Raw genomic sequence first — 26,864 nt, 5'->3', positions numbered from 1 at the left:
GAACAACAGGTAGCGATACTCCTATGTCCGCGCGAACTTCAGCAAGATCACTACCATTGCCAGGGCCAGGCCGGCCGCCACCACCAGCGCATCCGGCCAGCCGAAACGGGTATCCCGGGCGATCGTGCGCGAATCGCCCCCGTCGAAACCGCGGGCCTCCATGGCCGTGGCGAGGCGGATGCCCCGCCGGATGGCGGCCACCAGCAGTCCGAAGAGCGTGGAGAACACCCCGGCCCTCGTACCGCGGGCGCGCCGGGCCAGCCGGATCAGCCGGTACTCGTCGGCGAGCAGCGGCGCCAGGCGCAGGGCCGCCAGGGCGCCGATCGCGAACCGGGGCGAGACCCGCAGGTGCGCGACGAGCGAGTCGGCGAGGTCGGTCGGGTCGATGGTCGCGAACACCACGAACCCCGGCAGCCCGACGGCGAGCAGGCGCAGCGCGTACCCGGCCGCGTTCTGCCGCACGTCGAGCCCGCCGAGCCAGTCCAGGTGGGCGACGACCGGCGAGTCGCGGGCACCGAAGAGCACGGTGAAGACGAAGATCCCGGCCGCCGAGGCGAGGATCGGCCAGCCCCGCCGCCACAGCGTGCCGAGCCCGACCCCGGTGAGCGGCAGCAGTACCAGCAGCGCGCCGATGACGCTCAGCGACGCGACGGGGTCGAGGGTGCTCACGACGGCCGCGGTGACCAGCAGCGCGGCGAACAGCTTGGCGATCGCGTCGCGCCGGGCCAGCCAGGTGCTCACCGGGTCAGCTCCAGCCGCCGGTCGCCGATCGCCGCGACCAGCTGCGGGTCGTGGGTGACCAGGACCAGGGCCCGGCCCTCGTCGCGCAGGTCGGCCAGCAGGGTCACCAGCTCGCGCCAGGTGCGCAGGTCCTGGCCGAACGTCGGCTCGTCGAGGATCAGCACCCGCGGGGCCGCGGCGAGGGCGGTGGCGACGCTGAGCCTTCGCTGCTCGCCGCCGGAGAGCGTGAACGGGTTGGCCAGGGCCAGGCGGTGCAGGCGCAGCCGCTCCAGCAGGGCGTCCACGGTGGACGCCGGCGCCCCGCTCAGGGCCAGCTCGGCGCGCACGGTGTCGGTGACGAACTGGTGCTCCGGGTTCTGGAACACCGAGCCGATCCGGGCCGCGAGCCGGGCGGCACGCCAGCGGTGCGGCGGGCGGGCCGCGTCCCGGCCGGCCAGCGCCGCGGAGGCCACCACGCGGCCGCGCGCCGGCCTCGTCAGGCCGCCGAGCAGCAGCGCCAGGGTGGTCTTGCCGGCGCCGTTGGGGCCCTCGACGGCGAGCGCCTCTGCCTGCCGTACGACTTCGGAAATGGTGGTGTCGTTGTGCGGCAGGCCGAGCGCCTCCGCGGTGAGCAGCGTCTCGCCCGGGGCGGTGGCCGCCCGGCGGGACGGCAGCGGGGCGCCCGGCGTCCACACCGCGCCGGGATCGTCGCCGATGACGATCGTGCGGTCCACCAGCGGCAGCGCCTCGTCGACGCGGTGCTCGACCAGGACCAGGGTCGCGTCGAGGTCCTGAACGACCTTGGCGATCGCGGTGCGGACCAGCTGGGCGCCGTCCGGGTCGAGGTTGGCGGTCGGCTCGTCGAGCAGCAGCAGGCCCGGGCGCAGGGCGATCACCCCGGCGATGGCGAGGCGCTGCTGCTCGCCGCCGGAGAGCGCGGCGGTGCCGCGGCCCCGCTCGTACGGAAACCCCACCGCCGACAGCGCCGCGTCGACCCGCAGCCAGATCTCCGCCCGCGGCAGGCCCCGGTTCTCCAGGCCGAACGCGACGTCGTCGCCGGCCCGGCTCATCACCAGCTGGGTCTGCGGGTCCTGGAAGACGATCCCGGTCTCGCCGCGGGCCTGCCGGGCCGGGCGGCCGTCGACGAGCACCTCGCCCTCCTGCTCGCCGGAGTCCTCGGCGAGCAGGCCGGCGAGCGCGGCGAGCAGGGTCGACTTGCCGGCCCCGGAGGCGCCGGCCAGCAGGACCCGCTCGCCGTGCTCGATGCGCAGGTCGAGGTGGCGGACCGCCCAGGCCTTGCGCCCGGCGTGCCGCCACCCGAAATCACGAAACTCGACGGTGCTCACGCTCAGACGGCGACGCGTTCCCGGCCGGAGGGGAACCGGTCCAGCACACCCGTCTTGGACAGCGCGCGCTGCAGGGCCCAGCTGCCGGCCCCGGCCACGATCGCGCCGCTGGCCACCACCAGGGCCGCGTACGTCCACTTCTGCGCGGCCGTGAACGCGTCACCGTAGTAGACGCTCAGGTCGAACAGCGCCGCGCCGGCACCGGACAGCGCGCCCGCGACCAGGGCGTTGACCAGCCGGTACCCGCGGTAGCCGGTCGCGGCGAAGCCGAACTCGCCGCCGATGCCCTGCACCAGGCCGGACACCACGACGGTGAGCCCCCAGGCCGAGCCGAACAGCGCCGAGACGATCGCGGCGACGAGTTCGGTGTAGAGGCCGGCGCCGGGCTTGCGGATGACCAGCGGCCCGAGCACGGCCGGGATCAGCCACACGCCGTAGATCACCGCGCGCCACGGCAGCGCGAAGCCGCTCTCCAGCGCGTTCCACAGGTTGTTCCAGGCGTAGAACACCGCCGCGAAGGCCACGGCGACGACCGACGCCACGACGATGTCGACGGTGCGCCAACGGGTTTGCATTGCTGGATGCCTCCCAGTTCTCGTGAACCAGAAGGAGACGCGACGCCATGCCGCCACTGGCGCGGGCATGGCGGCTGGCATGAGGTGACCGAACTCCCTGCGCTGGCATTACCCAGATCAGGTTCGAGGGTCTGCGGCGCCGCCCCGGCGGCCGCCGCACTCTCAGCGCTGTGCGCTCCCCTGTCGGATGTGAAGTTGTTTCCTGACGGTAACAGTGAATGCCGCCGGCTCGTAGTCTCGGGTCATGAAAATCACGGCGCGCTCGATGGTCTTCGACGTGTTCGAGGGTGGCCCGGCCGGCGGCGAGCCGGTCCTGCTGCTGCACGGGTTCCCGCAGCACAGCGGCGAGTGGGCGGCCGTGACGCCGCTGCTGCACGCGGCGGGCCTGCGCACCTACGCGCTCGACCAGCGGGGGACCTCGCCAGGCGCCCGGCCCGAGGGCGCCGAGGCCTACCGCATCGAGGAGTGCGCGCTCGACGCCGTGGCCGTGCTCGACGCGCTCGGGGTTTCGTCGGTACACCTGGTGGGCCACGACTGGGGCGCCGTCTGTGCCTGGCACGTGGCGCTGCGCCACCCGGCCCGGGTGCGGACGCTGACCGCGATCTCGGTGCCGCACCCGCACGCGAGCGCCTACGCCTACGCGCACGATCCCGACCAGCAGGAGCGTTCGGCGTACATCAAGCTGTTCCGGCACGTGGACAAGGCTGAAGAGGTGCTTCTCGGCGACGGTGCGCGGCGGCTGCGCGGCCTCTTCGCCGGGGCCTCGATCGACACCGACGTCTACGTCCGGCCGCTGCTGGAGCCCGGCGCGCTGACGGCGGCGCTGAACTGGTACCGCGCGATGAGCCCCCTCGACCTGGTCGGCCTCGGCCCGGCGAGCGTCCCGACCACGTACGTCTGGAGCGACGGCGATGTGGCGATCGGCCCAGCGGCGGCCCGCGCGTGCGCGGAGCACGTGGCGGCGGACTACCGCTTCGTCCCCCTCGCGGGGATCAGTCACTGGATCGCCGACCAGGCGCCGGCCGAGGTCGCCGCGGCCGTCGTGGCACGCTGCCGCTCCTGGGGCATAGGCAAAGCTACCCGCGGGTAATAACCTGGCAGCAGGAGCGTCTACCTGGGGGTGTCCATGGTTGCGACGTCGGTGCGCGCAGAGCGGGAGGCGCGCAAGGTCATCGAGGAGAACCGCGAGATCGAGTGGAAGAAGCCCAGCTTCGGCAAGGAGCTCTTCCTGGGGCGGCTCCGCCTCGATCTCATCGACCCGCTGCCGGAGCTCGATCCGGCCGCCGAGGCGCGCGGCGTCTCGTTCCGCCAGAAGCTCGAGGCGTACCTGGCCGCCGAGGTCGACGGCCAGCAGATCGAGCGCGACGCGCGCATCCCGGACGAGGTGCTGCGCTGCCTCGCCGAGCTGGGCGCCTTCGGGATGAAGATCGACGAGAGGTACGGCGGCCTGGGCCTGACCAACCTCGACTACTGCCGGGCGCTCATGCTCACCGGCTCGGTCAACCCGTCGATCGGCGCGCTGCTGTCGGCCCACCAGTCCATCGGCGTGCCGCAGCCGCTGAAGCTGGTCGGCAACGACGAGCAGAAGCAGCGTTTCCTGCCCCGCCTGGCCGCCGGCGAGGTGTCCGCGTTCCTGCTCACCGAGCCCGAGGTCGGCTCGTTCCCGGCCAACCTGCGCACCTCCGCGGTGCCCACCGAGGACGGCGACTACCTGCTCAACGGCGTCAAGCTGTGGGCCACCAACGGCACCCTGGCCACCCTGTTCGTGGTCATGGCCCTGGTGCCCAGCGGCGATGGGCACCGGGGCGGCATCACCGCCTTCGTCGTCGAGGGCGACGCCCCCGGCGTGACGATCGAGCGCCGCAACGCCTTCATGGGGCTGCGCGGCCTGGAGAACAGCGTCACCCGCTTCCACGACGTGCGGGTGCCGAAGGAGAACGTGATCGGCGGCGAGGGCCACGGCCTGCGCATCGCCCTGAGCACGCTCAACACCGGCCGGCTCTCGCTGCCCGCGATGTGCGTCGGCGCCGGCAAGTGGTGCCTGGGCGTCGCCCGCGAGTGGGCCGCCGAGCGCGTGCAGATGGGCCGCCCGATCGGCGCCTTCGAGGCGATCGCGAAGAAGATCGCGTTCATGGCGGGCTCGACGTACGGCATGGAGGCCATGCTCGAGGTCGCCTGCCGCCTGGCCGACGACAACCGCAACGACATCCGCATCGAGGCCGCCCTCGTCAAGCTCTACGCCAGCGAGCTGGCCTGGAAGATCGCCGACGAGCTGGTGCAGATCCGCGGCGGGCGCGGCTACGAGACGGCCGACTCGCTGGCCGCCCGCGGCGAGCGGGGCATCCCGGCCGAGCAGATCCTGCGCGACCTGCGGATCAACCGCATCTTCGAGGGCTCGACCGAGATCATGCACCTGGCCATCGCCCGCGAGGCCGTCGACGCCCACCTCAGCGTGGCCGGCGACATCATCGACCCCGAGGCGGGCCTGGGGCGCAAGGCCAAGGCGGCCGGCCGGGCCGGCGGCTTCTACGCCCGGTGGCTGCCCACCCTGGTGGCGGGCAAGGGCCAGCTGCCGACCGGATACGGCGAGTTCGGCCACCTGGCCCCGCACCTGCGCTACGTCGAGCGCGCCTCCCGCCGCCTGGCCCGCGAGACCTTCTACGCGATGGCCCGCTGGCAGGGCAAACTGGAGCACAAGCAGGGCTTCCTCGGCCGGGTCGTGGACATCGGGGCGGAGCTGTTCGCCATGTCGGCGGCCTGCCTCAAGGCCCGCACCGAGCGCGACGCGCGGCCCGAGGGCATTGAGCTGGCGGACCTGTTCTGCCGCCAGGCGACCCTGCGGGCCGAGGCACTGTTCCGCGAGCTGTGGGACAACGCCGACTCGGTCGAGGTGTCCGCGGCGAAGCGGGTGCTGGCGGGGCGGTACCGCTCCCTGGAGGACGGCATCGTGCCGGCGCCCGCCGACGGCCCGACGACCGCGACCTGGTCGCCGGGGCCATCGACCGAGCAAGACGTCCGGCGCCGCCTGTAGATTCATCGGTTTTGTTCGAACGTTCGGTGGAGATCGGGGCCGCGGCGGGCGGGATATTGTCGGGGCCGTGACGCGGGAGGCCAGGCCATATGTGGTGGCCACCGTCAGCGTCGTGGCCCTCGGCACCGGCTGGTATCTCGCCTTCGCGACCGTCGGGGCCGGCAGCGAGGCCATCGCGTACGTCTTCGTCCCCGTCGGCGGCGTCTTCGCCACCGCGTCCGTGCTGCACCTCTACCGCCGCGGCGACCTCGACCCGGTCGCCCGGCGGTTCTGGCGCGGCGTGCTCACCGCCGCGGCCGCGATGACGTTCGGATACGGCTGGCTGGCGCTGGACATGCTCACCCACGCGGCCGAGGCGCACACCCGCAGCATGCCGCCGGCCGCCGCGGCCTGCGTGGCCGCCGGGTTCGCCGTCGCCATCTGGGCGGTCGGCCGGGTCCCGGTCGTGCCGACCGGCGGCGAGCGGTGGCGCATGCTGCTGGACCGCACCATCGCGTTCCTCGGCTGCGCGGCCGTGCTGTGGTACGCCGGGCTGGCCCCCATGCTCGCCGCCGCCGAGCCGTGGAGCCCGCAGGCGATGCTGCTCACCGGGCTCGCGTTCCTGGTCACGGTCGGGGCCGCGACGAAGGTGTCGTACATCGCCGGCGGCCCCGTCGACCGCACCGCGCTGCGGCTCATCGCGGCCGCCGGGGGCGTCACCGCCGCGGGCGTGGCCGTGCTCGCGGCCTGGTTCGGCATCTCCGCCAGCATCCCCGCCCAGGCGATCGTGATGCCGCTGACCCCGGTCCTGGCCGCGCTCGGCGTGGCCGCCCAGTGGCGCACCGGCGCCGGGCCGCGCCGCGAGCCGGGCCGCGTCGGCATCCTGCTGCCCTACCTGGCCGTGGCCGCGGTCGACCTGCCGCTCGTCGCGATCGCGCTCGGCGCGCCGCTACGCTGGCCGGGGCGCGTGGTGCTCGTCGTCGCCGTGGTGGTGACGGCGCTGGTCACCGTCCGGCAGTACATCGCCTTCCAGGAGAACGCACGGCTGCTTGCCAACACCCGGGTGCAGGAGGAGCGGCTGCAGCACGAGGCCAGCCACGACGGCCTCACGGGCCTGGCCAACCGGGCGCTGTTCCGGGACCGGCTCGCGGCCGCCCTGGCCACGGGGGGCCACGCGGCGGTCCTCCTCGTCGACCTCGACGACTTCAAGGCCGTCAACGACCTGCTCGGCCACGGCGTCGGCGACCGGCTGCTGGTCTCGGTCGCCCAGTTGCTGCGCGCCGAGGCCGGGGCCGGCGGCCTGCCGGTGCGCGTCGGCGGCGACGAGTTCGCGGTGCTGCTCACCGGCGCCGGCGCCGACGCCGAGGAGCTGGCGGTGCGGCTGCTGGCCGCGCTCGACCGGCCGATCAGCGAGTACCGCCTGCTGGTCCAGGCCAGCATCGGCATCGCGGAGGCCGGGCCCGGCGCGACCGTCGACTCGGTGCTGCGGGACGCCGACGTGGCCATGTACACGGCCAAGCAGCGCGGCAAGGCGGGGTTCGTGCGATACGCCGAGGGCATGGGCGAGCCCGTGCTGGCCCACATGCAGCTCGGCGGCGAGCTGCGCCGGGCCCTGGACAACGGCGAGTTCCAGGTCGTCTACCAGCCGATCCTGCGCCTGGACGACGGCTGCGCGGTCGGCGTCGAGGCCCTGGTCCGCTGGCATCACCCGACCCGGGGCGTGGTCGGTCCGGCCGAGTTCATCCCGGCGGCCGAGCGCACCGGGCTGATCGTGCCGCTGGGCCGGTACGTGCTGCGCGAGACCTGCCGCCAGGCGGCCGCGTGGCTGGCGGCGTTCGGCCCGGACGCCCTGCAGGAGGCGGCGCTGAACGTCTCGGCACGACAGCTGCACGATCCCGACTTCGTCGCCGACGTGCGCGCGGCCCTGGCCGAGACCGGCCTGCCCTGCTCGCGCCTGGTGCTGGAGGTGACCGAGTCGGCGGTCCTGCGCGGCCAGCAGGTCTCCCGCACCCTGCACGAGCTGGCGCGGATGGGCATCCGGCTGGCGCTGGACGACTTCGGCACCGGCGAGTCCTCGCTGAGCCTGCTGCGCGCGTTCCCGGCCGCGATCGTCAAACTGGACAAATCGTTCGTCGACACGATCGAGATCGACGACGGTCAGCCGGCCGCGGCTGAGGCCCGCCGGGCGGTGGCGCGGGCGGTGATCCAGCTTGCCCGGGCGCTGGGCCTCTCGACGGTGGCGGAGGGCGTGGAGAGCGCCGAGCAGGCGGCGGTGCTGCGGGAGCTGGGCTACACGCTGGGCCAGGGCTACCACCTGGCCCGGCCCCTGAGCGCGGAGGACGTGTCCGGTCTGCTGGCCCGCCAGCAGACGGTGGCGATCGCCGACCTCTGATGAGTCACATCCGCTGTTTGCGCTGCGCTCCGCGTCGGGCCGTGCGGGTGTTCAGCTTGTCCTTGAGGCGCGGGGCCTGCCGAAAAGTCGGGCGCTCCGCGCCGCGACTTTTCGGATTTTTCGCCTGACGGGGTATAAGTCCGTTATGTCGTGGCGCGCCAGCGCCCGACATAACGGGTGGTGTTGCTGGTCGGCGCAGGGTGAGGCGGCGCGGTTTCAGGCGGGTGCCTGTTGGTCGGGCGCTGCTGCGCCGTGGCGTGGCAGCGCCCGATACGGCGGGTGCGTAAGTGGGCTCAGCGCAGGCCGAAGGAGCGCAGTTGCAGGCTGGCCAGGGCCTCGACCGCTTCCGGGTCGCCGCGGCGCCAGCGGGCCGCGATTTCGGGGTCGATTCTCAGCAGGCGCTTCAGGGGTTGTGTAGCCAGGGCGCGCAGGGCCAGCAAGTCGCGGCCCGCGGTCGCGGCGCGCAGGCGGGCGGCCGAGCCGGCCCGGCGTACCCAGCGAATGCGCAACGGCAGCCACACGCCCACGACCAGCAGGACCGGGACGACCACGATCACGACCGAGAGGATCCACGCCAGGTCGTTGACGATGTCCTGCTGTTCGCGGCCCGCGTTGGCCAGGGACGTCGCGGCGTTCGCGGCGTTGGTGAAGGGGGTCGCCATCGAGTCCGGGACGCCCGGCAGATCCTTGATGTGCTCGCCGGCCGAGTTCAGGTTCGACGCCAGGCCGTCGCCGGCGCCCTCCAGCTTCCGGCCGGGGGCCGCCAGCTTCTGGACCAGGTCGAACAGGGCCATCCCGAGTCTGATCCAGGCATAGACCCAGATGACGACCAGGGCGTCGGTCAGGAATTGCCGGGTGGCGACGGGGGCGCGGTCGGCGTAGAGCTTCATGGCTGCAAGCCTGGCGTACGCGGCGGGTTACTGCAGGGCCTGGTACACCGCGTCGGTGGCCTGCTCCACCTCCGCCGAGTCGGGGCGGTCGATGGTGATCGGCTGGGCGAAGGCGGCCAGCTGGGTCGTGGACGTCGCGGCCGGCGCAGTGCCCACGGGCGGAGTGTGGGTGACCAGGCTCGTGACGTACCCCTGCGAATTGACCTTCGCCTCGAACGGGACGCTCTTGAGGGCATCGGCGGCGTCGGTGCCGCTCAGCAGCGGGCTTTTCGTGCGGTCCAGGGTGCCGCTGAACGAGCCGGGCGCCGTCTGCCGCACCGAGACGATCTCGTCGGACAGGGAGCCCAGGCCGGTGGGGTTGCCGGTCGGGTCGAGGCCGAGCCGGGCCAGCGACTTGATCTTCGTCATGTCGACGTGGGCCCAGCGGTCGGTCGTCAGGCCGGTGACCTTCAAGTAGAGGTCCTGGCCGACCAGGATCGCGTCGATCTCGACCTTGCGGTCGGCGGTGAGCAGCTCGCCGTGGTAGCCGGTCGACTTCTTGCGCGGGTCGGCCGCGCCGCTGCCCTTCTGGCTGCCAAGGGTGCCGAGGTCGGTGTCGATCGTGAACGTCATCGTGTTCTGGTTCGTCTTCGCCACCGCGGCCTTGAAGATCGCGACGGGATCGGTGCTCGCCGGGGCCGGGGCCGCGGTCGTCGCCGCCGGGCTGTCAGGTTCGTCCGATTTGGTGGTACACCCTGTGAGAGTCATCACCGCGACCACCGCGACCGCCACGAGGCGCCTAGCCCTCGCGAACGTGGCTGACCGCGTCGGCGACGATGTGCGCGACGTGTTCATCGATCAGAGCGTAGGCGATCTCCCGGCCGCGCCGGGAACCGCGCACCACGCCCGCCCCGCGCAGCACGCGCAGGTGCTGGGAGACCAGTGGCTGTGGGGCACCCAGCGTCTCCACCAGCTCGTGGACGCACCGCTCGCCCTCGGCCAGCTCGGTCACGATCCGGATGCGAAGCGGGGCGGAGAGCGCCTTGAGCAGCTCGCCGGCGGCCTCGTAGCCGTCGGGCTCAGGCGCCGGCACGGGCCCCGGCCTCCTGCGGTACGGCCGCCTCCCGGTGCCGCGCCCGGCGGGCGGCCCGCACCGCCGCGACGCCGACGGTCACCGCGAAGAAGCCGGCGATGGCCAGGAGCACCACCGTGGCGCCCGGGCCGGTGTCGATCGCGGTCGACAGCCACACGCCCAGGCCGGAGACGAGCAGGCCGAGGCCGATGGCGGCGAGCATGGTGGCGCGGAAGCCCCTGGTGATCTGCTGGGCGGTCGCCACCGGCACCACCATGAGCGCGCTGACCAGCAGCAGCCCGACCGCGCGCATGGCGACGGTGACGGTGACCGCGGTGGTGACGGCGAGGACCAGGTTCAGTGTGCGCACCGGCAGGCCGGAGACGCGGGCGTACTCCTCGTCGTGGCAGACCGCGAACAGCCACGGGCGCAGCAGGATCGCGACCGCGAGCACGGCGGCGCCGAGGATCAGCATCACCGTGAGGTCCTGGGGGCTGGTGGTCAGGGGCGAGCCGAAGAGGTACGTCACGAGGCTGCGGCTGCTCTGCGCGTCGGACAGGTTCACCAGGACCACACCGCCGGAGATGCCACCGTAGAAGAGCATCGACAGCGCGATGTCGCCGGACGTGCGGCCCCGCTCCCGGACCAGCTCGATGACGACGGCGCCGGCCGCGGCGGCCAGCACCGCCATGATCACGGGGGAGCGGTGCAGCAGCAGCCCGAGCCCGACGCCGGTGAGCGCGACGTGTCCGAGGCCGTCGCCGATGAGCGAGAGCCGGCGCTGGACCAGGTACGTGCCGATCGCCGGGGCGGACGCGCCGGTGATGAGCGCCCCGAGGAGGGCGCGGATCATGAAGTCGTACGTGAAGATGCTCATCGCGCGTCAGGCCGCGGCGGCGTGCGGGTGCACGTGGTCGTTGTCGGCCACCGGCGGCGCGCCGTCGTGCACGATCTCGCCCCGGCTCACGACGACCGCCCGGGTGATCAGCGGCCGTAGCGGCCCCAGCTCGTGCGCGACGAACACGACCGTGCCACCCTGCCCGACGAACTTGCGCAGGCACGCGGCGAACAGCTCCTGGCTGACCGCGTCGACGCCGGCCGTAGGCTCGTCGAGCACGAGCAGTTCGGGCCCGCCGGCCAGCGCGCGGGCGATGAGTACCCGCTGCTGCTGCCCGCCGGAGAGCACCGAGACGGGCTCGCGCGAGCGCGCGGCGAGTCCAACGGCGGTGAGGGCCTCCTCGACGGCCCGCTTGTCCGCGGAGGAGGCCGGGCGCAGGAAGCCGCGCCGGGCGAGCCGCCCCTCGGCGACGACCTCCCCGACGGTCGCGGGCACGCCGGCTCCGGCCCCGACCCGCTGCGGAACGTATCCGATACGGTGCCACCCACGGAAGCGCCGCAGCGGCGTGCCGAAGAGCCGGACCTCCCCACCGGCCAGCGGGGCCAGCCCCATGGAAGCCTTGACGAGGGTGGACTTACCCGAGCCGTTGGCGCCGAGAATGGCGACGACCTCACCGGCGCGCACCTCGAGCGAGATACCGTCGAGCACGGGCCGCCCATCGTAGGCGACGACCGCCCGTTCGACCTGGAGAACCACGTTTCGAGCGTGCCTGATAATGGGAATCGTTGTCAACTTCGGCCGTTAGTGGCGTGTCCGACAACCCAGGGTGCTCCGCGCCGCAACTGAGTACTTCGCACGCGACGAACTCGGCCGCTTCGCGCTGCGGCGCAGAGCTCGGCAAACTGGCCCCTGCCTGCGCTTTTGCCCGCCCGTCGGTGCGCTCGCGTCGCGGCGGCTCACGCCGCGCAGCATGGTCTGGCTCACATCGGTCGGTCGGTGATGCCGGGTGGCCGTTCGGCAACCAGGGCGACAGCGGAGCGCGCAACCGTTGCACTCGCGGCCGTTTCGGGGCCTGGCCTGACAGTGCTCGCTAGCCGCGCCGGGGTCGTTGGACGAACGCGTGCGAAATGTCCTACCACATGCGTCGAAGCGAGTATTGGGTTCGTGCTGCCCGAACTAGCGCAACAAAGGTGGACGGAGACATGACGCGGCTGTGAAGGCTGAGTGCTCGGCGCTGGTACGCCGCCAGAAATCCTCGATCTCTCGTGACGCAGTACACGTGAGCTAGAGGATCGTCCCCTGCTAGCGTTCTGCACGCGCCATAGACCATGCCGTCCTCATGGTCGAGAGGCGGATTACCGTCCGGGAACTGGTCTCCCAGGGTGCCGCCGTCGGAGCGTTCGACAAGGCCATATATCAGCTCGTCGACGAGCGTTTGGGCCTGCTCCCTGCTCCAGCCCAGGCCTCGATGGCCAGTTGCTGGATCAACAACAGCCGGTTGTTGCGCCTTGCCTCGCACGATGGTGTCGATGTGGCTCGACGTCCACACCTCGAGTGCTTCCTCGCCCGCGAAGCGTCCGGACGTACACACTGCCATCGCGCGAAGAGAGTCGTACGCCCGATCAGTGGGATGCGGAACGGGCTCACGGGAGTTTCGTGCCACAGCGGCATCGAACTTGGGCCACGTAAACGGCGGCCCCAGCAAGCCTGCTGCGTCTAGGAACACGTTGCAGTCGAACACGATCACATGTCGTTGGAGCTCGTCGGCAGGGTCCACGGACTAGGCACCGGCATGCGCCCGGCGGCGCTCCTTCCGAATCCCGTCGGCGTTGTAGTCAAGCGCAGACGCCAGGTTCGCGCCTCCCCATGCGTCGTCGCCTGGATCCGACAAGGCATCTCCGAGTGAATCGAGTATTTCATCCACGCTTACCGGACCGGCAGTGGCGGGCGACGCCAGGTGGACGCCTGCCGCCGCGAGGTCTGCGGCGGTACGTCCACCGAGCCGACGATGCGACCGGTAGAAGCGCGCCATCGTTTCAGTGCTGATTGGACCGGCGCCGTGGGCATCAGGTGGAAGGTCGCCTCGTGCCTCCAGCCACGGTGCCTCGACGTGCGTGAGCGCGCTGAGCTCGTCGCCCGACATGGATCCATAGGTGGCCAGGACCAGGTCGATCAGGTCCAACGTGTCAACGCTGAGCTGTATCTCGTCGACAGCCTGATTCCTGGCGCGGCGCGACGATTGCTCCTTCCGTGCGTGCCACACCTCAGGCACCACAGGCCCGTCGCGCCAAGCTTTGAAACGGTCCTCGAACAGCGGTTCATCTGTGATCGCCAGATGCCATGCCTGGACGTAGTAGAGCAGCTTCTGAAGGGTCATGGCATCGAGCCACAATCCAGATCGCACGATGATCACGGAAGCTACCTCATTGGCTGTTGGCACGTGATCACCCCTTGTTACAGCTTCCGGCGGTCCGCAACATTACGGCGCAGTGCAGCTGCCTGCCCTGCTTGCGTCAAGGATCGCACACTGCTATGAGGTCGGCGGATCTGTCATATCGAACACGTGTTCGATCATACGCGAACACGTGTAGTTCCTTCAACCCACGAACCGGGGCCGGGTGCAGTAGTGACCGCGGCGACGTGCATGGTTGCGGTCAGGTGGCCTTGTAGGCCGCGATGGCGATGACCAGGATGAGGATCAGCACGCGGGGTGTGCGTGCCGTTGGTGGGGTGGCCGGCCATGTTGTGGCCAGGAGCCAGGCCATGCCTGCGGCGAAGATCAGCAGGACCGCGGCGCCGATGATGCCGGGGAGCAGTAGGCCCAAGAATGTCACCGCGGCGGCCGTCAGGAAGACCAGGGTCTTGTTGAGGCGGGCCAGGCGCAGGAGCACGCGCTCGGTCATCAGGGGTCCTTCCGTATGCTCGGCGGCATGCTCGTGGTGACCAGGTTCGTCGTCGACGGCGAGGCCGATGACTTCGTCAGGCGGGCGCATGCCGCGCTCGGCGCCCTCGCAGCCTGCAAAGGGTACCTTCGCGGACGCCTCGGCCGGGCGTACGACGACCCGGCGCACTGGAGCATCGTCACCGAGTGGGAGTCCGTCGGGGCCTACCGGCGGGCGCTGTCCAACTTTGACGTCAAGGTTCACGCGACCCCGCTGCTCGCCCAGTCGCTGGACGAGCCGTCGGCGTTCGAGGTGCTGGCGGAGAGTACACCCGGCGGTGATCTCAAGGTCACGACGAGTGACCGGGCTTGAGGCGCTTGATCGCGTTGCCGGTTGGATAGGCTGATCGCATGATGCCGCCGCAGGTCGGCCAGCAACCCGACCCGCAACCGCTGTGGAACACGGCCGACGACGTTCCGCCGCCGCCGCGTGGGCCGGGCGTGGTCGCGCCCTTCGCCTCGCCGCCGCGCGACCGTGACCTGCGCGGGCTGTGGATCGGCCTGGGCGTCGGTGGGTTGATCATGGTCCTGTGCTGCGTCGGCGGGGTCATCGGCATCGCGTTCCTGCTGCCCTATGCGGACTCCATCGGCAAGGGCCAGGTCGCCGCGGTCGTGGAGAACTACCTCACCGCGGTGCGTGACCGGGACTTCGTGGCCGCCCGCCGTCAGTTGTGCGAGAGCGAGCAGCGCACGCACTCGCTGGGCTGGTTCTCCGACCATTTCGGTGCCAACCCGGTCACCGACTTCACGGTCAACGCGGACGACGTCGTGATCAGCAACCGGATCACGGTGCCCGCGCGCGTGGAGGAGGGCTCGCAGTGGACGCAGAAGGAATTCCTCATGCAGCAGGACGGCGCGCAGTATGTGATCTGCGGCGGGGTCGACTGACCCGACCGGAGCGCGGGGCGCCTGGGGCCGCCGGTTAATCTGGTGCGGCTCGCCGCGGCGTAACCGTACCGTCGATGGTGGCGTTTGATGGTTTGCCCAGCTCTTCCTGCCCAGCTCGACATCCGACCACGACCAGCCTTGCCGACAGCCAGTCGCCGTGAGGCCGAGGAGGAACCATGGCCGTAGATCGCATCGATTCCGTCGTCAGCCTCGCGAAGCGCCGCGGCTTTGTCTTCCCGTCGAGCGAGATCTACGGAGGCACGCGCTCGGCCTGGGACTACGGCCCGCTCGGCGTGGAGCTCAAGGACAACGTCCGCCGCCAGTGGTGGAAGACGATGGTCCAGCAGCGCGACGACGTCGTCGGTCTCGACTCCGCCGTGATCCTCGCCCGTGATGTCTGGGTCGCCTCCGGCCACGTCGACGCGTTCGTCGACCCGCTGACCGAGTGCGCCTCGTGCCACAAGCGGTTCCGCGCCGACCACCTCGAGGAGGCGTGGGTCGAGAAGAACGGCACCGCGAAGGCGTTCGTGCTCGGCGAGATCAACTGCCCGAACTGCGGCAACAAGGGCACGTTCAGTGAGCCGCGGATGTTCAACGGCCTCATGAAGACCTACCTGGGCGCGGTCGAGAACGACGAGGGCCTGCACTACCTGCGGCCGGAGACGGCGCAGGGCATCTTCGTCAACTTCAACAACGTCTCCGGCGCCGCCCGCAAGAAGCCGCCGTTCGGCATCGCGCAGGTCGGCAAGAGCTTCCGTAACGAGATCACCCCGGGCAACTTCATCTTCCGTACCCGCGAGTTCGAGCAGATGGAGATGGAGTTCTTCGTCGAGCCCGGCAGCGACGAGCAGTGGCACGAGTACTGGCTGCAGGAGCGCTGGAACTGGTACATCGACCTGGGCATCTCCGAGGCGAACCTGCGCTTCTACGAGCACCCGAAGGAGAAGCTGTCGCACTACTCGAAGCGGACGGTCGACATCGAGTACCGCTTCCGCTTCGGTGGCCAGGAATTCTCCGAGCTCGAGGGCGTCGCCAACCGCACGGACTTCGACCTCAACACGCACTCCAAGCACTCCGGCGTCGACCTGTCCTACTTCGACCAGGAGAAGAAGGAGCGGTGGGTGCCGTACGTCATCGAGCCCGCCGCCGGCCTCACCCGCGCGGTGCTGGCGTTCCTGCTGGAGGCGTACGACGAGGACGAGGCGCCCAACACCAGCGGCAGCGTGGACAAGCGCACGGTCATGCGCTTCGACAAGCGGCTCGCCCCGGTGAAGGCGGCCGTGCTGCCCCTGTCGCGCAACGCCGACCTCTCGCCGAAGGCTCGCGACCTCGCCGCCCAGCTGCGCAAGCGCTGGACGGTGGACTTCGACGACGCGCAGGGCATCGGCCGGCGGTACCGCCGCCAGGACGAGATCGGCACGCCGTTCTGCCTGACGGTCGACTTCGAGACCCTCAACGACAACGCCGTGACGGTCCGCGACCGTGACTCGATGAGCCAGGAGCGGGTCTCCCTCGACCAGGTCGAGCGGTACCTGATCGAGCGGCTCCCGGGCTGCTGAGCTGCATCAGAAGGCGAATCCGCCGGGCCGGTCGTTCCTGTCGGCGACCAGCCCGGCGAGGGCCGCCAGGGCGATCTCCGGCGGCGTCTTCGAGCCGATGTTGAGCCCGATCGGGCGGTGTACCCGGGCGATCTCCTCCTCGGCCACGCCGAGCGCGCGCAGCGCCGCGAGGTGCGGCCCGGCGTGCCGCGGGCTGCCCATCACCCCGACCCAGCGGGCCGGGGACGCGAGCGCGTCGCGCAGGACCGTGCCCAGCTCGGGCCGGTCGTGGTCGCACACCACGACGTCGGTGTTCGCGTCGATCTCGATCCCCGCCAGGCCCGGCTCGGCCAGCGCCACCCGGTAGCCCAGCGTCGCCGCGAGGTGCAGCAGGTGGGTGGCGACGGGGGAGTCGAAGACCGCGACGACCGCCCGGCCGTCGGGGGCCTGTTCGACCGCGCCATGAGCGAGGGCGCACGCCTGGGAGTCGAATTCGGTAGCCATGCGATCACACTCCGTGTGTTCGTTTGCGCTTTGTCCCGACGGTACCAATCGACGCGGTAGCCTCCTGAGCGTGACGCTGACCCAGGAATCACCCGCCCCAACCGAGGAGGCGCCTCCCCGGCGCGGGTGGCGCCCCGGCTCCGTCGAGGTGCTCGCGGCACTGCTCGTGCTCGTGGTCCTGCTGCGCGGCCCGATCACCCGGTCGCTGGCCACGCCGGCGCTGCAGACCTGGCTCACCGTCTTCGTCTCCGTGCTCACCCAGGCGATCCCGTTCCTGGTCTTCGGCGTCGTGCTCTCCGCGATCATCGCCGTGTTCGTCCCGCCGTCGTTCTTCGCCAAGGCGCTGCCGTCACACCCGGCGCTGGCCGTGCCGACCGCGAGCGTGGCCGGCGTGGTGCTGCCCGGCTGCGAGTGCGCGTCGGTGCCAGTCGCCGGCGCGCTGGTCCGCCGCGGGGTCACCCCGGCCGCCGCCTTCGCGTTCCTGCTCGCCTCGCCGGCCGTCAACCCCGTCGTGCTGGTCTCCACCGCGGTCGCCTTCCCGGGCCAGCCGCGCATGGTGCTCGCCCGGGCCGTGGCGAGCCTCGTCGTCGCCTGCGTGATGGGCTGGCTGTGGCAGGCGTTCGGCAAGGGCAGCTGGCTGCGGATGCCCTCCCAGGCCCACCTGGACGGGATGGCGCGCTGGCCGGCGTTCTGGGCGTCCGTGCGCCACGACGTCCTGCACGCCGGCGGCTTCCTGGTCATCGGGGCCGCCTCCGCCGCCGTGATCGCCGTCGTGGTCCCCAAGACCTGGCTGGAGCACGTGGCCTCCAACCCCTTCCTGGCGATCGTGGTGCTGGGCCTGCTCGCGGTGCTGCTGTCGATCTGCTCGGAGGCCGACGCGTTCGTGGCCGCCTCGCTGACCCAGTTCTCGCTCACCGCGCGCCTGGCGTTCCTCGTCGTCGGCCCGATGATCGACCTGAAGCTCTTCGCGATGCAGGCGGGCATCTTCGGCCGAAGGTTCGCGCTGCGCTTCGCGCCCGCCACGTTCGTCGTGGCGATCCTCGTCTCCGCGTTGTTGGGTCCGGTGCTTCTATGAGGATGCCGTTGTGAACAAGCAGGCTCAGGCCGTGATCCTTCTGCTGGTCGGCGGCGCGGTGCTGCGGGCCAGCCTCTCGGGGCAGTACCTCAACTACGTCAAGCCCGGGCTGCAGCCGTACCTCATCGCGGCCGGGGCGATCCTCGTGGTCGCCGGGGCCTTCACGCTCTGGTACGAGCTGCGCGGCGCCCGCCGCGTCGAACAGGAGCACGACGACGGGCACGGCCACGCGCCCGGGGGCCCGAAGGTCGCCTGGCTGCTGCTCGCGCCGGTGCTCGGGCTGCTGCTCTTCGCGCCGCCGGCCCTGGGCTCCTACGCGGCCGGGCGCTCCGGATCGGCGGTGACCGCCCGGTCGGAGTATGCGCCGCTGCCGGCCGGCGACCCGCTGAGCCTCCCGATGCTCGACTACGCCTCGCGGGCCGTGTTCGACAAGGGCGTCTCGCTCGGCGAGCGGCGCATCCGGCTCACCGGCTTCGCGATGCGCGGGCCCGAGAACTCGTGGCTGCTGGCGCGCATGATGGTCAGCTGCTGCGCGGCCGACGCCCGGCCGGTGAAGATCGCGCTCGGCGGTGAGCTGCCCGACGGGCTGCAGGACCAGCAGTGGCTGCGGATCACCGGGAAGTACAGCGGCCGCCAGCTGCAGGACAACGTCAACGGCGAGGCGATTCCGTTCATTGAGGTGTCCGAGGTCACCTTGATTCCGGTGCCGCAGGAACAGTACGAGTCATAGGTGGAAACCTCGCGCCCCGCCCTGCTGGTCCTTGTCCGCCACGCCGAGTCGGCGCGGAACCAGGCGAAGAAGGGCAGTGTGTACTTCGCCGACGACGCCGCCCGCCAGGTCGTCCGCGGCGTGCCCGACCACCTGATCGAGCTGACCGCCGACGGGCGCAAGCAGGCCGAGCAGACCGGGGTCGGCATCCGGGAGCGGTTCGGCACCTTCGACCACGTGTTCACGAGCGGATACGCGCGGACCGAGCAGACCGCCGAGGGCATCCTGGCCGCCTACCCGGCCGTCGAGCGGGCCCGGATGCGCGTCAAGGCTGACCTGTTCATCCGCGAGCGCGACCCCGGCTTCGCCTACGACATGACGACCGCCGAGGCCGAGGCGGCGTTTCCGTGGCTGAATGAGTACTGGCAGACCTTCGGCGGCTTCATGGCCCGCCCGCCCGGCGGCGAGAGCCTGGCCGACGTCACCGGCCGGGTCCACACCTTCCTCAACTCGCTGTTCCGCGACCACGCCGGCCAGAAGATCATGGTGGTCACGCACGGCGGCACCCTGCGCTGCTTCCGGTTCCTGCTGGAGGGCTGGAGCTACGCGCAGGCCCAGCGCTGGCCGGACGGCGTGGCCCCGGCCAACTGCGGCGTGACCACGTATCGCGACGCCGGCGATCGGCTCGCGCTGGCGGAGTACAACCGCGTCTACTGGACCGTGGGTTCGGCCGCCGACGGGATCTGATCGCCCCGCCGTCGTGATCGTCACGCAGGCCCACCACCGGGCCTCGCCGTAGCTGCCGATGTTCGCGTCCGGGTGGCCGCGCTCGGCGTCGGGTCATGCCAGCACCGCGACGAAGATCAGCAGGACGCTGGTCGCGCCGGTGTACAGCACCGCCTCATGTGCAGCGTGAACCGGATCGCGGCGTACGCCACGAGGAGCGCATCCACCCGGCCGCCGTGCACCGCTCCCAGGCGTCGGCGCGCCGGTCACTGCGCATGGTTCTCGGGCACAGCACGCACCCCGGGGGCGGCGCGGGGGAGCGATTCAGATGGCGTACTGTCGCGGCAGCAATCGATGAACGGGGAGCGATGCACATCACGCTGACGGTCCAGCCGGACCGCGGCCGGACGCGCAGGTCGGTGCGGGCGCGCATGCGCCGCAAGCTGCGTTCGTGGAACTTCGTCGCGGGCGGCCTCTCCGTGGCCGGCCTCGGCGCGCTCCTGCTCGGCACCCCCGTCGGCGCCGGCGTCCTGCTCGCCCCCGGGGTGACGATGCTGCTCGGCCCCTGGCTGCTGACCCACGCGGCGGCGAAGGCCCGCACGGGCGTGTTCGTGGAGACGGCGACGTACGTGCTGACCGACGAGGCGGTGCGCGTGCAGACGAAGAGCCTCCGGGCCGGGCACGCGTGGTCGTCGGTCGAACGGGTCGAGGACAACGGCGAGTTCTGGATCGTCGTCGTGGGCGGGAGCGGGGCGCTGGTGCTGCCGTTCACGCTGCTGCCGGAGCCGGAAGAGCGCAAGCTGCGCGACTTCCTGACCGAGCGGCGGCTGCTGATGCCGGTCTAAGGCCGACAAGTCGGGCGCTCCGCGCCGCGACTTGTCGGATTTTTCGCCTGTCAGGGTATAAATCCGATTCAGGGTGCGGGATGGCCTGGCCGGGCTCGGGAGGGCCTGAAGCGTTCGGGTTCGAAGCGACAAGTCGGGCGCTCCGCGCCGCGACTTGGTCGGATTTTTCGCTCGCCAGGCGAAATGCCCGACTCGGGCGGGATGGTGGCGAAGTGCGAGGGCATGGAGGCGATTCGCGGTGTCGTCGTGGTCGGTCGGTCGGGCGGCGGCTGGTGGGAGGCCGTCAAGTGGCGGATCGGGCGGGATGGTGGCGGAGTACGAGGCGGTTCTCGGTGGCGTCGTGGTCGGTCGGGTGGGCGCCGGTCGGCGGATGGTGGAGGTCGTTAGCTGCCGGATCGGGCGGGACCGGTGCGCAGGGCGAGGGCGTAGAAGTGGTCCTCGGCGTCGTCATAGTCGCTCAGGTGCCAGCCGGCGGTGTGGCAGGAGGCTGCCAGCGGGGCCTTTGACAGGGGCTCGTCGGGGCGCAGGGTGCGGCCGTGGCGGGCGGCCAGGGCGGCGCGGCCCGATGGGTGGAAGAGGACCAGGCGGCCGCCGGGTGCCGTGGCGCGGGCCAGTTCGCGCAGGCCCTCGGTCGGGTCGGGCAGGTGCATGACCAGGCCGGCGGCGAAAATAGCGTCCAGGGCCGCGTCGGCGAACGGCAGGCGGCGGGCGTCGCCGAGGATCAGGGGCTCGGCTCGGGTGCGGGCCACGTCGAGCATCTGCGGGGTCAGGTCGAGGCCGATGACGGTCCCGGCTGGGCCGACCGCGGCGCGCAGGGCCGGCAGGGCTCGGCCGGTGCCGCAGCCGGCGTCGAGGACCCGGCCGCCGGTGGGGAGCCCGGCGCGCTGGACGGCGGCCGCGTAGGCGGGCAGGTCGTCGCCGAACTTGCTGTCCCAGGTGGCGGCGCGCACGCCGAAGAAGGCGCGGGACTCGCGCAGATACCACGTGCCGTGGTCCAGCAGGCGAGGGGCGATGTGGCGCACGACTGGCCAGGCCCGGTCGTGGAGGTCGACCACGATGTCGGCGGCGTCGCCCCGAGCCGCCTCCTCGGTGTGGCGGTCGCGGGATGTGCGCAGCCAGACGAGCACCCGCGGGCCGCCACCGGCCACGGCGATCGTCGCGGCTGGTGGGCTCGCGTCGGCGTCCCGTGATGCGGTCATCGTCCGCTTGGCGCCCGCCGTGGTCCTGGGGTCCGTGACCGGGTCGGCCGTCGCGGTCTCGGCCACGGCGATCGTCGCGCCTGGCGGGCGGCCCGCGTCGGTGTCCTGCGGTGCGGCGGCGGGGTGGCCCGCCGGTGCGGTCTCCCCGTCTGCGTCGCGGTGTGGGTGGGTCGCGGTGGTCTTGGTGGATGTGCCGGCTTCGCGTAAGGCGGTGGCGAGGCGGGCGGTCGTTGATGCTACGGCCTCGGGGTCTGTGCCGTCGACCACGATCGTGGCGGGGCCGGGGATCACCGCGTGCGTCACGAGGTTCAGCACCTCGGTCCATCGCTGCGTCATGGGTACATCATGCCTGGGTCGATTATCTGGGGCAGATGCCAGACCTCAGGCCCATTCTCCCTCGCAACTGCGGAGGATAGGCTTTCGCCCATGAACACCTTCCGCATCGGCGAGGCGGCCGAGTTGCTCGGTGTCAGTGCCGACACCATGCGCCGCTGGGTCGATGCCGGCCGGCTCGCGGCGGAGCGGGACGACAACGGGCACCGGGTGATCGAGGGCGTGGACCTGGCCGCGTTCGCGCGGGCGCGGGCTGCCGAGGACGAGGGGACCGAGACGTCGTCGGCGCGTAACCGGCTGCGGGGCATCGTCACCGCTGTGGTCAAGGACACCGTGATGGCCCAGGTCGACATCCAGGCCGGGCCGTTCCGGGTCGTGTCGCTGATGAGCCGGGAGGCGGCGGACGAGCTTGATCTGCAGGTCGGATCGCTCGCTGTCGCCGTGATCAAGTCGACCACCGTCGTGGTGGAGCGGGACCGAGGGAGGAGTCACTCATGAGGCGTGCCATGCTGGCGGGGCTCGTGGCCGTCACGGTCGGCCTGACCGGGCTGGCCGGATGCGGCGATGACAGCAAGACCGACTCGAACAACCAGCCCGCTGCGCCCACGTCGGGTGCGGCCGCGGGCGTGACCGGCACCATCAACGTCTTCGCGGCCGCGTCGCTGACCGAGTCCTTCAACAAGATCGGCAAGGACTTCGAGGCGGCCAACCCGGGTGCCAAGGTGACGTTCAACTACGGCGGCAGCTCGGCGCTGGCGACCCAGATCAACCAGGGCGCGCCCGCGGACGTGTTCGCCTCGGCGGCGCCGGCCAACATGAAGACGGTCACCGACGCCGGCAACGGCTCCGGCGACCCGGTGACGTTCGTCAAGAACCAGCTCGTGATCGCCGTACCCAAGGGTAACCCCAAGGCCATCAAGGGCCTGGCCGATCTCACCAAGCCCGGCGTGAAGGTGGCGCTGTGCGCGGAGCAGGTGCCGTGCGGCGCGGCGGCGAAGACGGCCCTGGGCGCGGCCGGCGTCAAGCTGACCCCGGTGACCCTGGAGCAGGACGTGAAGGCGGCCCTGTCGAAGGTGACGCTGGGCGAGGTGGACGCCGCGCTGGTGTACCGCACCGACGCCAAGGCCGCGGCGGCCAACGTCGAGGGCGTCGAGTTCCCGGAGTCGGCCGGCGCGATCAACAACTATCCGATCGTCGTGCTGAAGAGTGCCCCCAACGCCGCGGGCGGCAAGGCGTTCGTCGACTATGTCCTGTCGGACAAGGGCAAGACCGTCCTCGCGGGCGCGGGCTTCCAGGCCCCGTGACGATCCGCGGCGGAGCGCGGCCGTGAGGCGGCGCGACGGAGGCCGCCGGGTGCCGGTCGCGCTGCTGGTGCCCGCCGGCGCCGGGCTGGCCTTTCTCGTACTGCCCCTCGCTGGGCTGCTGATCCGGGCGCCGTGGACCACGCTGCCCGAGCGGATCACGCAGCCCGGCGTGCTCACCGCGCTGCGGCTGTCGCTGCAGAGCGCGACGATCGCCACGGTGCTGTGTCTCGTGTTCGGCGTGCCGCTGGCCTGGCTGCTGGCCCGGGTCGACTTTCCCGGGCGGCGGCTGGTGCGGGCGCTGGTCACGGTGCCGCTGGTGCTGCCGCCCGTGGTCGGGGGCGTGGCCCTGCTGCTGGTGTTCGGGCGGCGGGGAATCGTGGGACAGTGGCTGGACAGCGCGTTCGGGATCACGCTGCCGTTCACGACCAGCGCGGTGGTGCTGGCCGAGGCGTTCGTCGCCATGCCGTTCCTGATCATCGCGGTGGAGGGGGCGCTGCGGGGGGCCGACAGCCGATACGAGGAGGCGGCCGCCACCCTCGGGGCCGGGCGGTGGACGACCTTCACACACGTGACGCTGCCGCTGGTGGCGCCCGGGATCGCGGCCGGCGGCGTGCTGTGCTGGGCGCGGGCGCTGGGCGAGTTCGGGGCGACGATCACCTTCGCGGGGAGCTTCCCGGGGCGCACGAGGACGATGCCGCTGGAGGTGTACCTCGCGCTGGAGACCGATCTGCAGGCCGCCATCGTGCTGAGCCTCATCCTGCTCGCCGTCTCGGTCGCGATCCTCGCCTCGCTGCGGGACAGGTGGATCGGCACATGAGCGGAGCGGGGGTCGCATGAGCGGTCCGGAGCGAAGCGGGGAGGCCTATCTCGACGCGCGGATCGTGGTGGATCGCGGGGCGTTCCGGCTCGACGCACAGCTGCGGATCGCCGCGGGGGAGGTGGTCGCGCTGCTCGGGCCGAACGGGGCCGGGAAGACCACCGCGTTGCGGGCGCTGGCCGGGCTCAACTCTCTCACCGACGGGCACATCGCGCTGGAGGACAAGGACCTCGATCGGCCGGCGCGGCGGGTCTGGATACCGCCGGAGAAGCGGCCGATCGGGGTGGTGTTCCAGGAGTACCTGCTGTTTCCGCACCTCACGGTGCTGGACAACGTGGCGTTCGGGCCGCGTCGGCACGGGGTCGACCGCAGGCAGGCCCGGGCGGAGGCGCTTGCGTGGCTGGGCCGGGTCGGACTCGCGGACTTCGCCAGGCGCAAGCCCCGGCAGCTTTCGGGTGGGCAGGCGCAGCGGGTGGCGCTGGCGCGGGCACTGGCCGTACGACCCCATCTGCTTCTGCTTGATGAACCGCTCGCCGCGCTCGACGCGGGGACACGGGCCGACACGCGGGCCGAGCTGCAGCGTCATCTCGCCGATCATCCGGGCGCCACGCTCATCGTGACGCACGATCCGCTCGACGCTCTGGTGCTCGCGGACCGGCTGGTGATCATCGAGGGCGGCGCGGTGGTGCAGGAGGGGGACGCGGCCGAGATCACGGCGCGGCCGCGGACCGAGTACGTGGCGCGGCTGGTGGGGCTGAACCTGTACCGGGGGCGGGCCGACGGGCACGCGGTCGACCTCGGGGGCGTGGTGCTGACGGCCGCGGACGAGCTGCACGGGGACGCGTTCGTGGCGTTCGCGCCGTCGGCGGTGGCGCTGTATGCGACCCGGCCCGACGGCAGTCCGCGCAACGCGTGGCCGGCGACGATCGCGGGGATGCAGCGGCACGGGGACAACCTGCGTATCCAGCTGGCGGGGGTGCTAACGGCGGCGGCGGACGTCACGCCCGCGGCGGCGGCGCACCTGGAGCTGACGGCCGGGCGGGAGGTGTGGGCGGCGGTGAAGGCGGCCGAGACCCGGGCCTATCCGGCCTGACCCTACGATGGCGGCATGCGCAAGGTGTTGATCATCGGGGTCGGGGCGGGGGATCCGGAGCACGTCACAGTACAGGCGATCAACGCGATGAACGCCGTCGACGTGTTCTTCGTGCTCGACAAGGGCGAGGCGGCCGCGGAGCTGACCGAGGCGCGGCGGGCGCTCGTCGAGCGATACGTCACCCGCGCGGACTCGCGCACCGTCATCGTCGCCGACCCGCCGCGGGACCGCGCGGCCGCGGACTACCAGGGGGCGGTGAAGGACTGGCGCGACGAGCGGGCGCGGCGGCTCGCGGCGGCGATCGAGGCCGAGCTCGGGCCGGACGGGGTCGGCGGGATTCTCGCCTGGGGGGACCCGGCGCTGTACGACGGGACGATCCGGGTGCTGGACGGCATCGGCGTGCCGTACGACGTCGTCCCGGGCATCAGCAGCGTGCAGATCCTCACCGCGCGGCACCGCGTGACGCTCAACCGCGTGGCCGGGGCGGTGCTGATCACGACCGGGCGGCGGCTGTCCGCCGGGTGGCCCGACGGCGCCGAGGACGTCGTGGTGATGCTCGACGCCGGGCTCGCCTGCCGCGCGTACCGCGACCAGGAGATCGACATCTACTGGGGCGCGTACCTCGGCACACCCGACGAGATCCTGCTCGCCGGCCGCCTCGGGGACGTGATCGACGAGATCGAGTCCGTGCGGCGGGCGGCGCGGGAGCGCAAGGGCTGGATCATGGATACGTACCTGCTGCGGCGCATAGGGTCGTAGGCATGCATCAGCCGATCATGCCGGCGGGGATGGCCCCGCCCGCCGCACCGTACGCGCACGCCATGCTGGTCACGAACCCCACCCGCTGGCTGCACACCGCCGGGCAGGTGGGCATCGACGCCGACGGGACCGTGCCGGACGGGGTCGCGGCCCAGGCCCGGGTCATCTGGCGCAACATCGCCATACTGCTCGCCGAGGCGGAGATGACCGCCGCGGACATCGTGAGCGTCACGACGTTCATGGTCGCGCCGGCCATGGGCGACGGGCTCGCCGAGGCCATGGCCGAGCGCGACGCGTTCATGCGGGGGCGGATCGTGGCGAGCACGCTGCTGACCGTGCCCGCGCTGGTCCGCCCCGAGTGGCTGATCGAGATCCAGGTGGTCGCGGCTCGCTAGATCGCGACGGCGGCCCAGGACCACGGCTCGTCGACACGCTGGCCCCCCTCTGGACGACCCCGCACTCTTAGAACCGTCTTAGGTGCGGGTGGAACTTCCCCGGCGCGGGCGGCGACAATCCAACCGTGGAGTGTGAGCAGTACCGCGAGGCGTTGTCGGCAAGGCTCGACGGCGAGGACGAACCGATCGAGCCGGCGCTGGTCGACGCCCACCTGGCGGCGTGCGCGCCGTGCCGCGAGTGGGAGCGCGAGGCCCGGTCCGTGACCCGGCTCGTGCGGCTGCAGCCGATGACGGCCACCCCGCCCCCGGCCGAGTCCCTCCTCGCGGGCTTCCGCGCCCCGTCACCGCGCCGGCCCCGCCGGCTCGTCCTCGTGCTGCGGGTCCTGCTCGGCGCGTTCGGCGCCGCGCAGTTCGTGCTCGGCATCGCCCAGGCCGCGACCGCCGCGAGCACCAACCATCTCCACGGCGCCGGCCACGTCTTCCACGAGTCGGCCGCCTGGAACGTGGCGATCGGCGCCGGCTTCGCCTGGATCGCGACCCGCCGCGCCACCCCCGCCGGCGCGCTGCCGATGCTGACCGCGTTCGTGGCGCTGCTGGCCCTGCTCAGCGCCAGCGACCTCATGAACGGCACGGTGGAGACGACTCGCCTGATCAGCCACGCCTTCGTCCTGGCCGGATACGCGATCGTCGTGGCCCTGTCCCGCCCGGCGCTGGACCCGGGCCGCCCACCGGCCGGTCGTCAGGGCCCGCCGTGGCGCTGGCGCCGGCCGGCCGCGCTCGACGAGGAGCCCGCCGCCCCGGCCCCGGCCGCCCCGGCCCGCCTGCGCCTGATCCAGGGCCAGGCCCGGGTCGAGGATCCGCTGCGCCGGGCCGCCTAGTAGTGCTTTGTTAGGTCTGGTGGTGTTTGTTGTGGTGT

29 protein-coding genes and 1 riboswitch are annotated in these 26,864 nt (G+C 72.0%); of the genes, 17 read left to right on the top strand and 12 right to left on the bottom strand.

What is annotated here, in order from left to right; all coding sequences use genetic code 11:
• Positions 1–21 precede the first annotated feature (21 nt).
• Genes ACQPY0_RS50845 through ACQPY0_RS50835 form a run of 3 tightly spaced genes read right to left on the bottom strand, consistent with a single transcriptional unit; the run spans position 22 to position 2,641 of the window.
• Positions 22–741 carry an energy-coupling factor transporter transmembrane component T family protein gene (locus ACQPY0_RS50845; protein WP_432978423.1) on the bottom strand — a complete coding sequence of 240 codons (720 nt, stop codon included), beginning with the start codon at positions 739–741 and terminating at the stop codon, positions 22–24.
• The gene (locus tag ACQPY0_RS50840) at positions 738–2,066 is read right to left on the bottom strand and encodes an ABC transporter ATP-binding protein (protein ID WP_432978420.1); all 1,329 of its coding nucleotides are present in this window, start codon (positions 2,064–2,066) and stop codon (positions 738–740) included. Before ACQPY0_RS50840 ends, ACQPY0_RS50845 begins: the two co-directional genes overlap by 4 nt.
• Positions 2,067–2,068: 2 nt before the next feature.
• Complete coding sequence (locus ACQPY0_RS50835; RefSeq protein ID WP_432978417.1) at positions 2,069–2,641, bottom strand: ECF transporter S component; 573 nt, start codon at positions 2,639–2,641, stop codon at positions 2,069–2,071.
• Positions 2,642–2,717: 76 nt separating this feature from the next.
• Positions 2,718–2,833, bottom strand: a riboswitch (TPP riboswitch).
• 52 nt (positions 2,834–2,885) lie between these two features.
• On the opposite strand from ACQPY0_RS50835, the gene ACQPY0_RS50830 reads away from it, so the two are divergent.
• The 3 genes from ACQPY0_RS50830 (at position 2,886) to ACQPY0_RS50820 (ending at position 8,043) form a co-directional block, all read left to right on the top strand.
• Positions 2,886–3,731: an alpha/beta fold hydrolase gene (locus ACQPY0_RS50830; RefSeq protein ID WP_432978414.1), complete on the top strand. Its 846-nt coding sequence runs from the start codon at positions 2,886–2,888 to the stop codon at positions 3,729–3,731.
• Between the two features lie 36 nt (positions 3,732–3,767).
• On the top strand, positions 3,768–5,672 hold the full coding sequence (locus tag ACQPY0_RS50825; RefSeq protein WP_432995751.1) for an acyl-CoA dehydrogenase family protein: 1,905 nt from the start codon (positions 3,768–3,770) through the stop codon (positions 5,670–5,672).
• A gap of 67 nt (positions 5,673–5,739) precedes the next feature.
• Positions 5,740–8,043: a putative bifunctional diguanylate cyclase/phosphodiesterase gene (locus ACQPY0_RS50820; protein WP_432978411.1), complete on the top strand. Its 2,304-nt coding sequence runs from the start codon at positions 5,740–5,742 to the stop codon at positions 8,041–8,043.
• A gap of 293 nt (positions 8,044–8,336) precedes the next feature.
• Here ACQPY0_RS50820 and ACQPY0_RS50815 read toward each other — a convergent pair whose 3' ends face one another.
• The 7 genes from ACQPY0_RS50815 to ACQPY0_RS50785 form a co-directional block, all read right to left on the bottom strand.
• Entirely contained in the window at positions 8,337–8,933 is a 597-nt protein-coding gene (locus ACQPY0_RS50815) for a hypothetical protein (RefSeq protein WP_432978408.1), read from the bottom strand.
• Between the two features lie 27 nt (positions 8,934–8,960).
• Positions 8,961–9,683, bottom strand: coding sequence for a hypothetical protein (locus ACQPY0_RS50810; protein ID WP_432978405.1), 723 nt, complete (start codon positions 9,681–9,683; stop codon positions 8,961–8,963).
• A 28-nt stretch (positions 9,684–9,711) separates the two neighbouring features.
• Entirely contained in the window at positions 9,712–10,005 is a 294-nt protein-coding gene (locus ACQPY0_RS50805) for an ArsR/SmtB family transcription factor (RefSeq protein ID WP_432978402.1), read from the bottom strand.
• On the bottom strand, positions 9,992–10,861 hold the full coding sequence (locus ACQPY0_RS50800) for a metal ABC transporter permease (protein ID WP_432978399.1): 870 nt from the start codon (positions 10,859–10,861) through the stop codon (positions 9,992–9,994). The genes ACQPY0_RS50805 and ACQPY0_RS50800 overlap by 14 nt, the downstream gene beginning before the upstream one ends.
• A gap of 6 nt (positions 10,862–10,867) precedes the next feature.
• On the bottom strand, positions 10,868–11,578 hold the full coding sequence (locus ACQPY0_RS50795; RefSeq protein WP_432978396.1) for a metal ABC transporter ATP-binding protein: 711 nt from the start codon (positions 11,576–11,578) through the stop codon (positions 10,868–10,870).
• 1,024 nt (positions 11,579–12,602) lie between these two features.
• Positions 12,603–13,235: a Panacea domain-containing protein gene (locus tag ACQPY0_RS50790; protein WP_432978393.1), complete on the bottom strand. Its 633-nt coding sequence runs from the start codon at positions 13,233–13,235 to the stop codon at positions 12,603–12,605.
• Positions 13,236–13,476: 241 nt separating this feature from the next.
• The gene (locus ACQPY0_RS50785) at positions 13,477–13,725 is read right to left on the bottom strand and encodes a DUF6703 family protein (RefSeq protein WP_432978391.1); all 249 of its coding nucleotides are present in this window, start codon (positions 13,723–13,725) and stop codon (positions 13,477–13,479) included.
• A 27-nt stretch (positions 13,726–13,752) separates the two neighbouring features.
• Between ACQPY0_RS50785 and ACQPY0_RS50780 the strand changes: the two genes are divergently transcribed.
• From ACQPY0_RS50780 to ACQPY0_RS50770, 3 genes are all read left to right on the top strand, one after another.
• Positions 13,753–14,076 (top strand): antibiotic biosynthesis monooxygenase family protein, encoded by a 324-nt coding sequence (locus ACQPY0_RS50780; protein WP_432978388.1) that lies wholly within the window; start codon positions 13,753–13,755, stop codon positions 14,074–14,076.
• A 38-nt stretch (positions 14,077–14,114) separates the two neighbouring features.
• Complete coding sequence (locus tag ACQPY0_RS50775; protein ID WP_432978385.1) at positions 14,115–14,651, top strand: hypothetical protein; 537 nt, start codon at positions 14,115–14,117, stop codon at positions 14,649–14,651.
• A 176-nt stretch (positions 14,652–14,827) separates the two neighbouring features.
• Positions 14,828–16,210, top strand: a complete 1,383-nt coding sequence (locus ACQPY0_RS50770) for a glycine--tRNA ligase (RefSeq protein ID WP_432978382.1) — start codon at positions 14,828–14,830, stop codon at positions 16,208–16,210.
• 6 nt (positions 16,211–16,216) lie between these two features.
• Here ACQPY0_RS50770 and ACQPY0_RS50765 read toward each other — a convergent pair whose 3' ends face one another.
• The gene (locus tag ACQPY0_RS50765; protein ID WP_432978380.1) at positions 16,217–16,693 is read right to left on the bottom strand and encodes an XdhC family protein; all 477 of its coding nucleotides are present in this window, start codon (positions 16,691–16,693) and stop codon (positions 16,217–16,219) included.
• Positions 16,694–16,763: 70 nt separating this feature from the next.
• On the opposite strand from ACQPY0_RS50765, the gene ACQPY0_RS50760 reads away from it, so the two are divergent.
• From ACQPY0_RS50760 to ACQPY0_RS50745, 4 genes are all read left to right on the top strand, one after another.
• A complete protein-coding gene (locus tag ACQPY0_RS50760) occupies positions 16,764–17,768 on the top strand; it encodes a permease (RefSeq protein ID WP_432978377.1) in 1,005 nt (334 codons plus the stop codon).
• 10 nt (positions 17,769–17,778) lie between these two features.
• On the top strand, positions 17,779–18,498 hold the full coding sequence (locus ACQPY0_RS50755) for a TIGR03943 family putative permease subunit (protein WP_432978374.1): 720 nt from the start codon (positions 17,779–17,781) through the stop codon (positions 18,496–18,498).
• Positions 18,499–19,224, top strand: coding sequence for a histidine phosphatase family protein (locus ACQPY0_RS50750; RefSeq protein WP_432978371.1), 726 nt, complete (start codon positions 18,499–18,501; stop codon positions 19,222–19,224). It begins immediately after the preceding gene.
• Between the two features lie 347 nt (positions 19,225–19,571).
• Positions 19,572–20,048 (top strand): YcxB family protein, encoded by a 477-nt coding sequence (locus ACQPY0_RS50745; RefSeq protein WP_432978368.1) that lies wholly within the window; start codon positions 19,572–19,574, stop codon positions 20,046–20,048.
• A 383-nt stretch (positions 20,049–20,431) separates the two neighbouring features.
• On the opposite strand, the gene ACQPY0_RS50740 is transcribed toward ACQPY0_RS50745, so the two are convergent.
• Complete coding sequence (locus tag ACQPY0_RS50740; RefSeq protein WP_432978365.1) at positions 20,432–21,583, bottom strand: class I SAM-dependent methyltransferase; 1,152 nt, start codon at positions 21,581–21,583, stop codon at positions 20,432–20,434.
• A gap of 90 nt (positions 21,584–21,673) precedes the next feature.
• On the opposite strand from ACQPY0_RS50740, the gene ACQPY0_RS50735 reads away from it, so the two are divergent.
• From ACQPY0_RS50735 to ACQPY0_RS50705, 7 genes are all read left to right on the top strand, one after another.
• Positions 21,674–22,078 (top strand): TOBE domain-containing protein, encoded by a 405-nt coding sequence (locus tag ACQPY0_RS50735; protein ID WP_432978362.1) that lies wholly within the window; start codon positions 21,674–21,676, stop codon positions 22,076–22,078.
• Complete coding sequence (gene modA, locus ACQPY0_RS50730) at positions 22,075–22,884, top strand: molybdate ABC transporter substrate-binding protein (protein WP_432978359.1); 810 nt, start codon at positions 22,075–22,077, stop codon at positions 22,882–22,884. Before ACQPY0_RS50735 ends, modA begins: the two co-directional genes overlap by 4 nt.
• On the top strand, positions 22,826–23,701 hold the full coding sequence (locus ACQPY0_RS50725; protein ID WP_432978356.1) for an ABC transporter permease: 876 nt from the start codon (positions 22,826–22,828) through the stop codon (positions 23,699–23,701). Before modA ends, ACQPY0_RS50725 begins: the two co-directional genes overlap by 59 nt.
• 16 nt (positions 23,702–23,717) lie before the next feature.
• Positions 23,718–24,794 (top strand): ABC transporter ATP-binding protein, encoded by a 1,077-nt coding sequence (locus tag ACQPY0_RS50720; RefSeq protein WP_432978353.1) that lies wholly within the window; start codon positions 23,718–23,720, stop codon positions 24,792–24,794.
• A 15-nt stretch (positions 24,795–24,809) separates the two neighbouring features.
• On the top strand, positions 24,810–25,553 hold the full coding sequence (cobF, locus tag ACQPY0_RS50715; RefSeq protein WP_432978350.1) for a precorrin-6A synthase (deacetylating): 744 nt from the start codon (positions 24,810–24,812) through the stop codon (positions 25,551–25,553).
• 2 nt (positions 25,554–25,555) lie between these two features.
• Positions 25,556–25,948 carry a RidA family protein gene (locus tag ACQPY0_RS50710; protein ID WP_432978347.1) on the top strand — a complete coding sequence of 131 codons (393 nt, stop codon included), beginning with the start codon at positions 25,556–25,558 and terminating at the stop codon, positions 25,946–25,948.
• A gap of 125 nt (positions 25,949–26,073) precedes the next feature.
• Entirely contained in the window at positions 26,074–26,826 is a 753-nt protein-coding gene (locus ACQPY0_RS50705; RefSeq protein ID WP_432978344.1) for a zf-HC2 domain-containing protein, read from the top strand.
• Positions 26,827–26,864: the final 38 nt, after the last annotated feature.

The sequence above is a fragment of the Dactylosporangium sp. CA-233914 genome (assembly GCF_050942935.1).
In the GTDB taxonomy this organism is placed as follows: Bacteria; Actinomycetota; Actinomycetes; order Mycobacteriales; family Micromonosporaceae; genus Dactylosporangium.
Note: the sequence above shows the minus strand (reverse complement) of the source record. Positions and strands in the feature narration are given on the sequence as shown.

Bases quoted from the DNA above. Each gene is read 5' to 3' on its own strand.
- cobF (WP_432978350.1), top strand. From the start codon at position 24,810: ATGCGCAAGGTGTTGATCATCGGGGTCGGGGCGGGGGATCCGGAGCAC.
- ACQPY0_RS50815 (WP_432978408.1), bottom strand. From the start codon at position 8,933: ATGAAGCTCTACGCCGACCGCGCCCCCGTCGCCACCCGGCAATTCCTG.
- ACQPY0_RS50835 (WP_432978417.1), bottom strand. From the start codon at position 2,641: ATGCAAACCCGTTGGCGCACCGTCGACATCGTCGTGGCGTCGGTCGTC.
- ACQPY0_RS50780 (WP_432978388.1), top strand. From the start codon at position 13,753: ATGCTCGTGGTGACCAGGTTCGTCGTCGACGGCGAGGCCGATGACTTC.
- ACQPY0_RS50765 (WP_432978380.1), bottom strand. From the start codon at position 16,693: ATGGCTACCGAATTCGACTCCCAGGCGTGCGCCCTCGCTCATGGCGCG.
- ACQPY0_RS50770 (WP_432978382.1), top strand. From the start codon at position 14,828: ATGGCCGTAGATCGCATCGATTCCGTCGTCAGCCTCGCGAAGCGCCGC.
- modA (WP_432978359.1), top strand. From the start codon at position 22,075: ATGAGGCGTGCCATGCTGGCGGGGCTCGTGGCCGTCACGGTCGGCCTG.
- ACQPY0_RS50825 (WP_432995751.1), top strand. From the start codon at position 3,768: ATGGTTGCGACGTCGGTGCGCGCAGAGCGGGAGGCGCGCAAGGTCATC.
- ACQPY0_RS50775 (WP_432978385.1), top strand. From the start codon at position 14,115: ATGATGCCGCCGCAGGTCGGCCAGCAACCCGACCCGCAACCGCTGTGG.
- ACQPY0_RS50800 (WP_432978399.1), bottom strand. From the start codon at position 10,861: ATGAGCATCTTCACGTACGACTTCATGATCCGCGCCCTCCTCGGGGCG.
- ACQPY0_RS50720 (WP_432978353.1), top strand. From the start codon at position 23,718: ATGAGCGGTCCGGAGCGAAGCGGGGAGGCCTATCTCGACGCGCGGATC.
- ACQPY0_RS50830 (WP_432978414.1), top strand. From the start codon at position 2,886: ATGAAAATCACGGCGCGCTCGATGGTCTTCGACGTGTTCGAGGGTGGC.
- ACQPY0_RS50725 (WP_432978356.1), top strand. From the start codon at position 22,826: ATGTCCTGTCGGACAAGGGCAAGACCGTCCTCGCGGGCGCGGGCTTCC.
- ACQPY0_RS50740 (WP_432978365.1), bottom strand. From the start codon at position 21,583: ATGACGCAGCGATGGACCGAGGTGCTGAACCTCGTGACGCACGCGGTG.
- ACQPY0_RS50745 (WP_432978368.1), top strand. From the start codon at position 19,572: ATGCACATCACGCTGACGGTCCAGCCGGACCGCGGCCGGACGCGCAGG.
- ACQPY0_RS50710 (WP_432978347.1), top strand. From the start codon at position 25,556: ATGCATCAGCCGATCATGCCGGCGGGGATGGCCCCGCCCGCCGCACCG.
- ACQPY0_RS50785 (WP_432978391.1), bottom strand. From the start codon at position 13,725: ATGACCGAGCGCGTGCTCCTGCGCCTGGCCCGCCTCAACAAGACCCTG.
- ACQPY0_RS50735 (WP_432978362.1), top strand. From the start codon at position 21,674: ATGAACACCTTCCGCATCGGCGAGGCGGCCGAGTTGCTCGGTGTCAGT.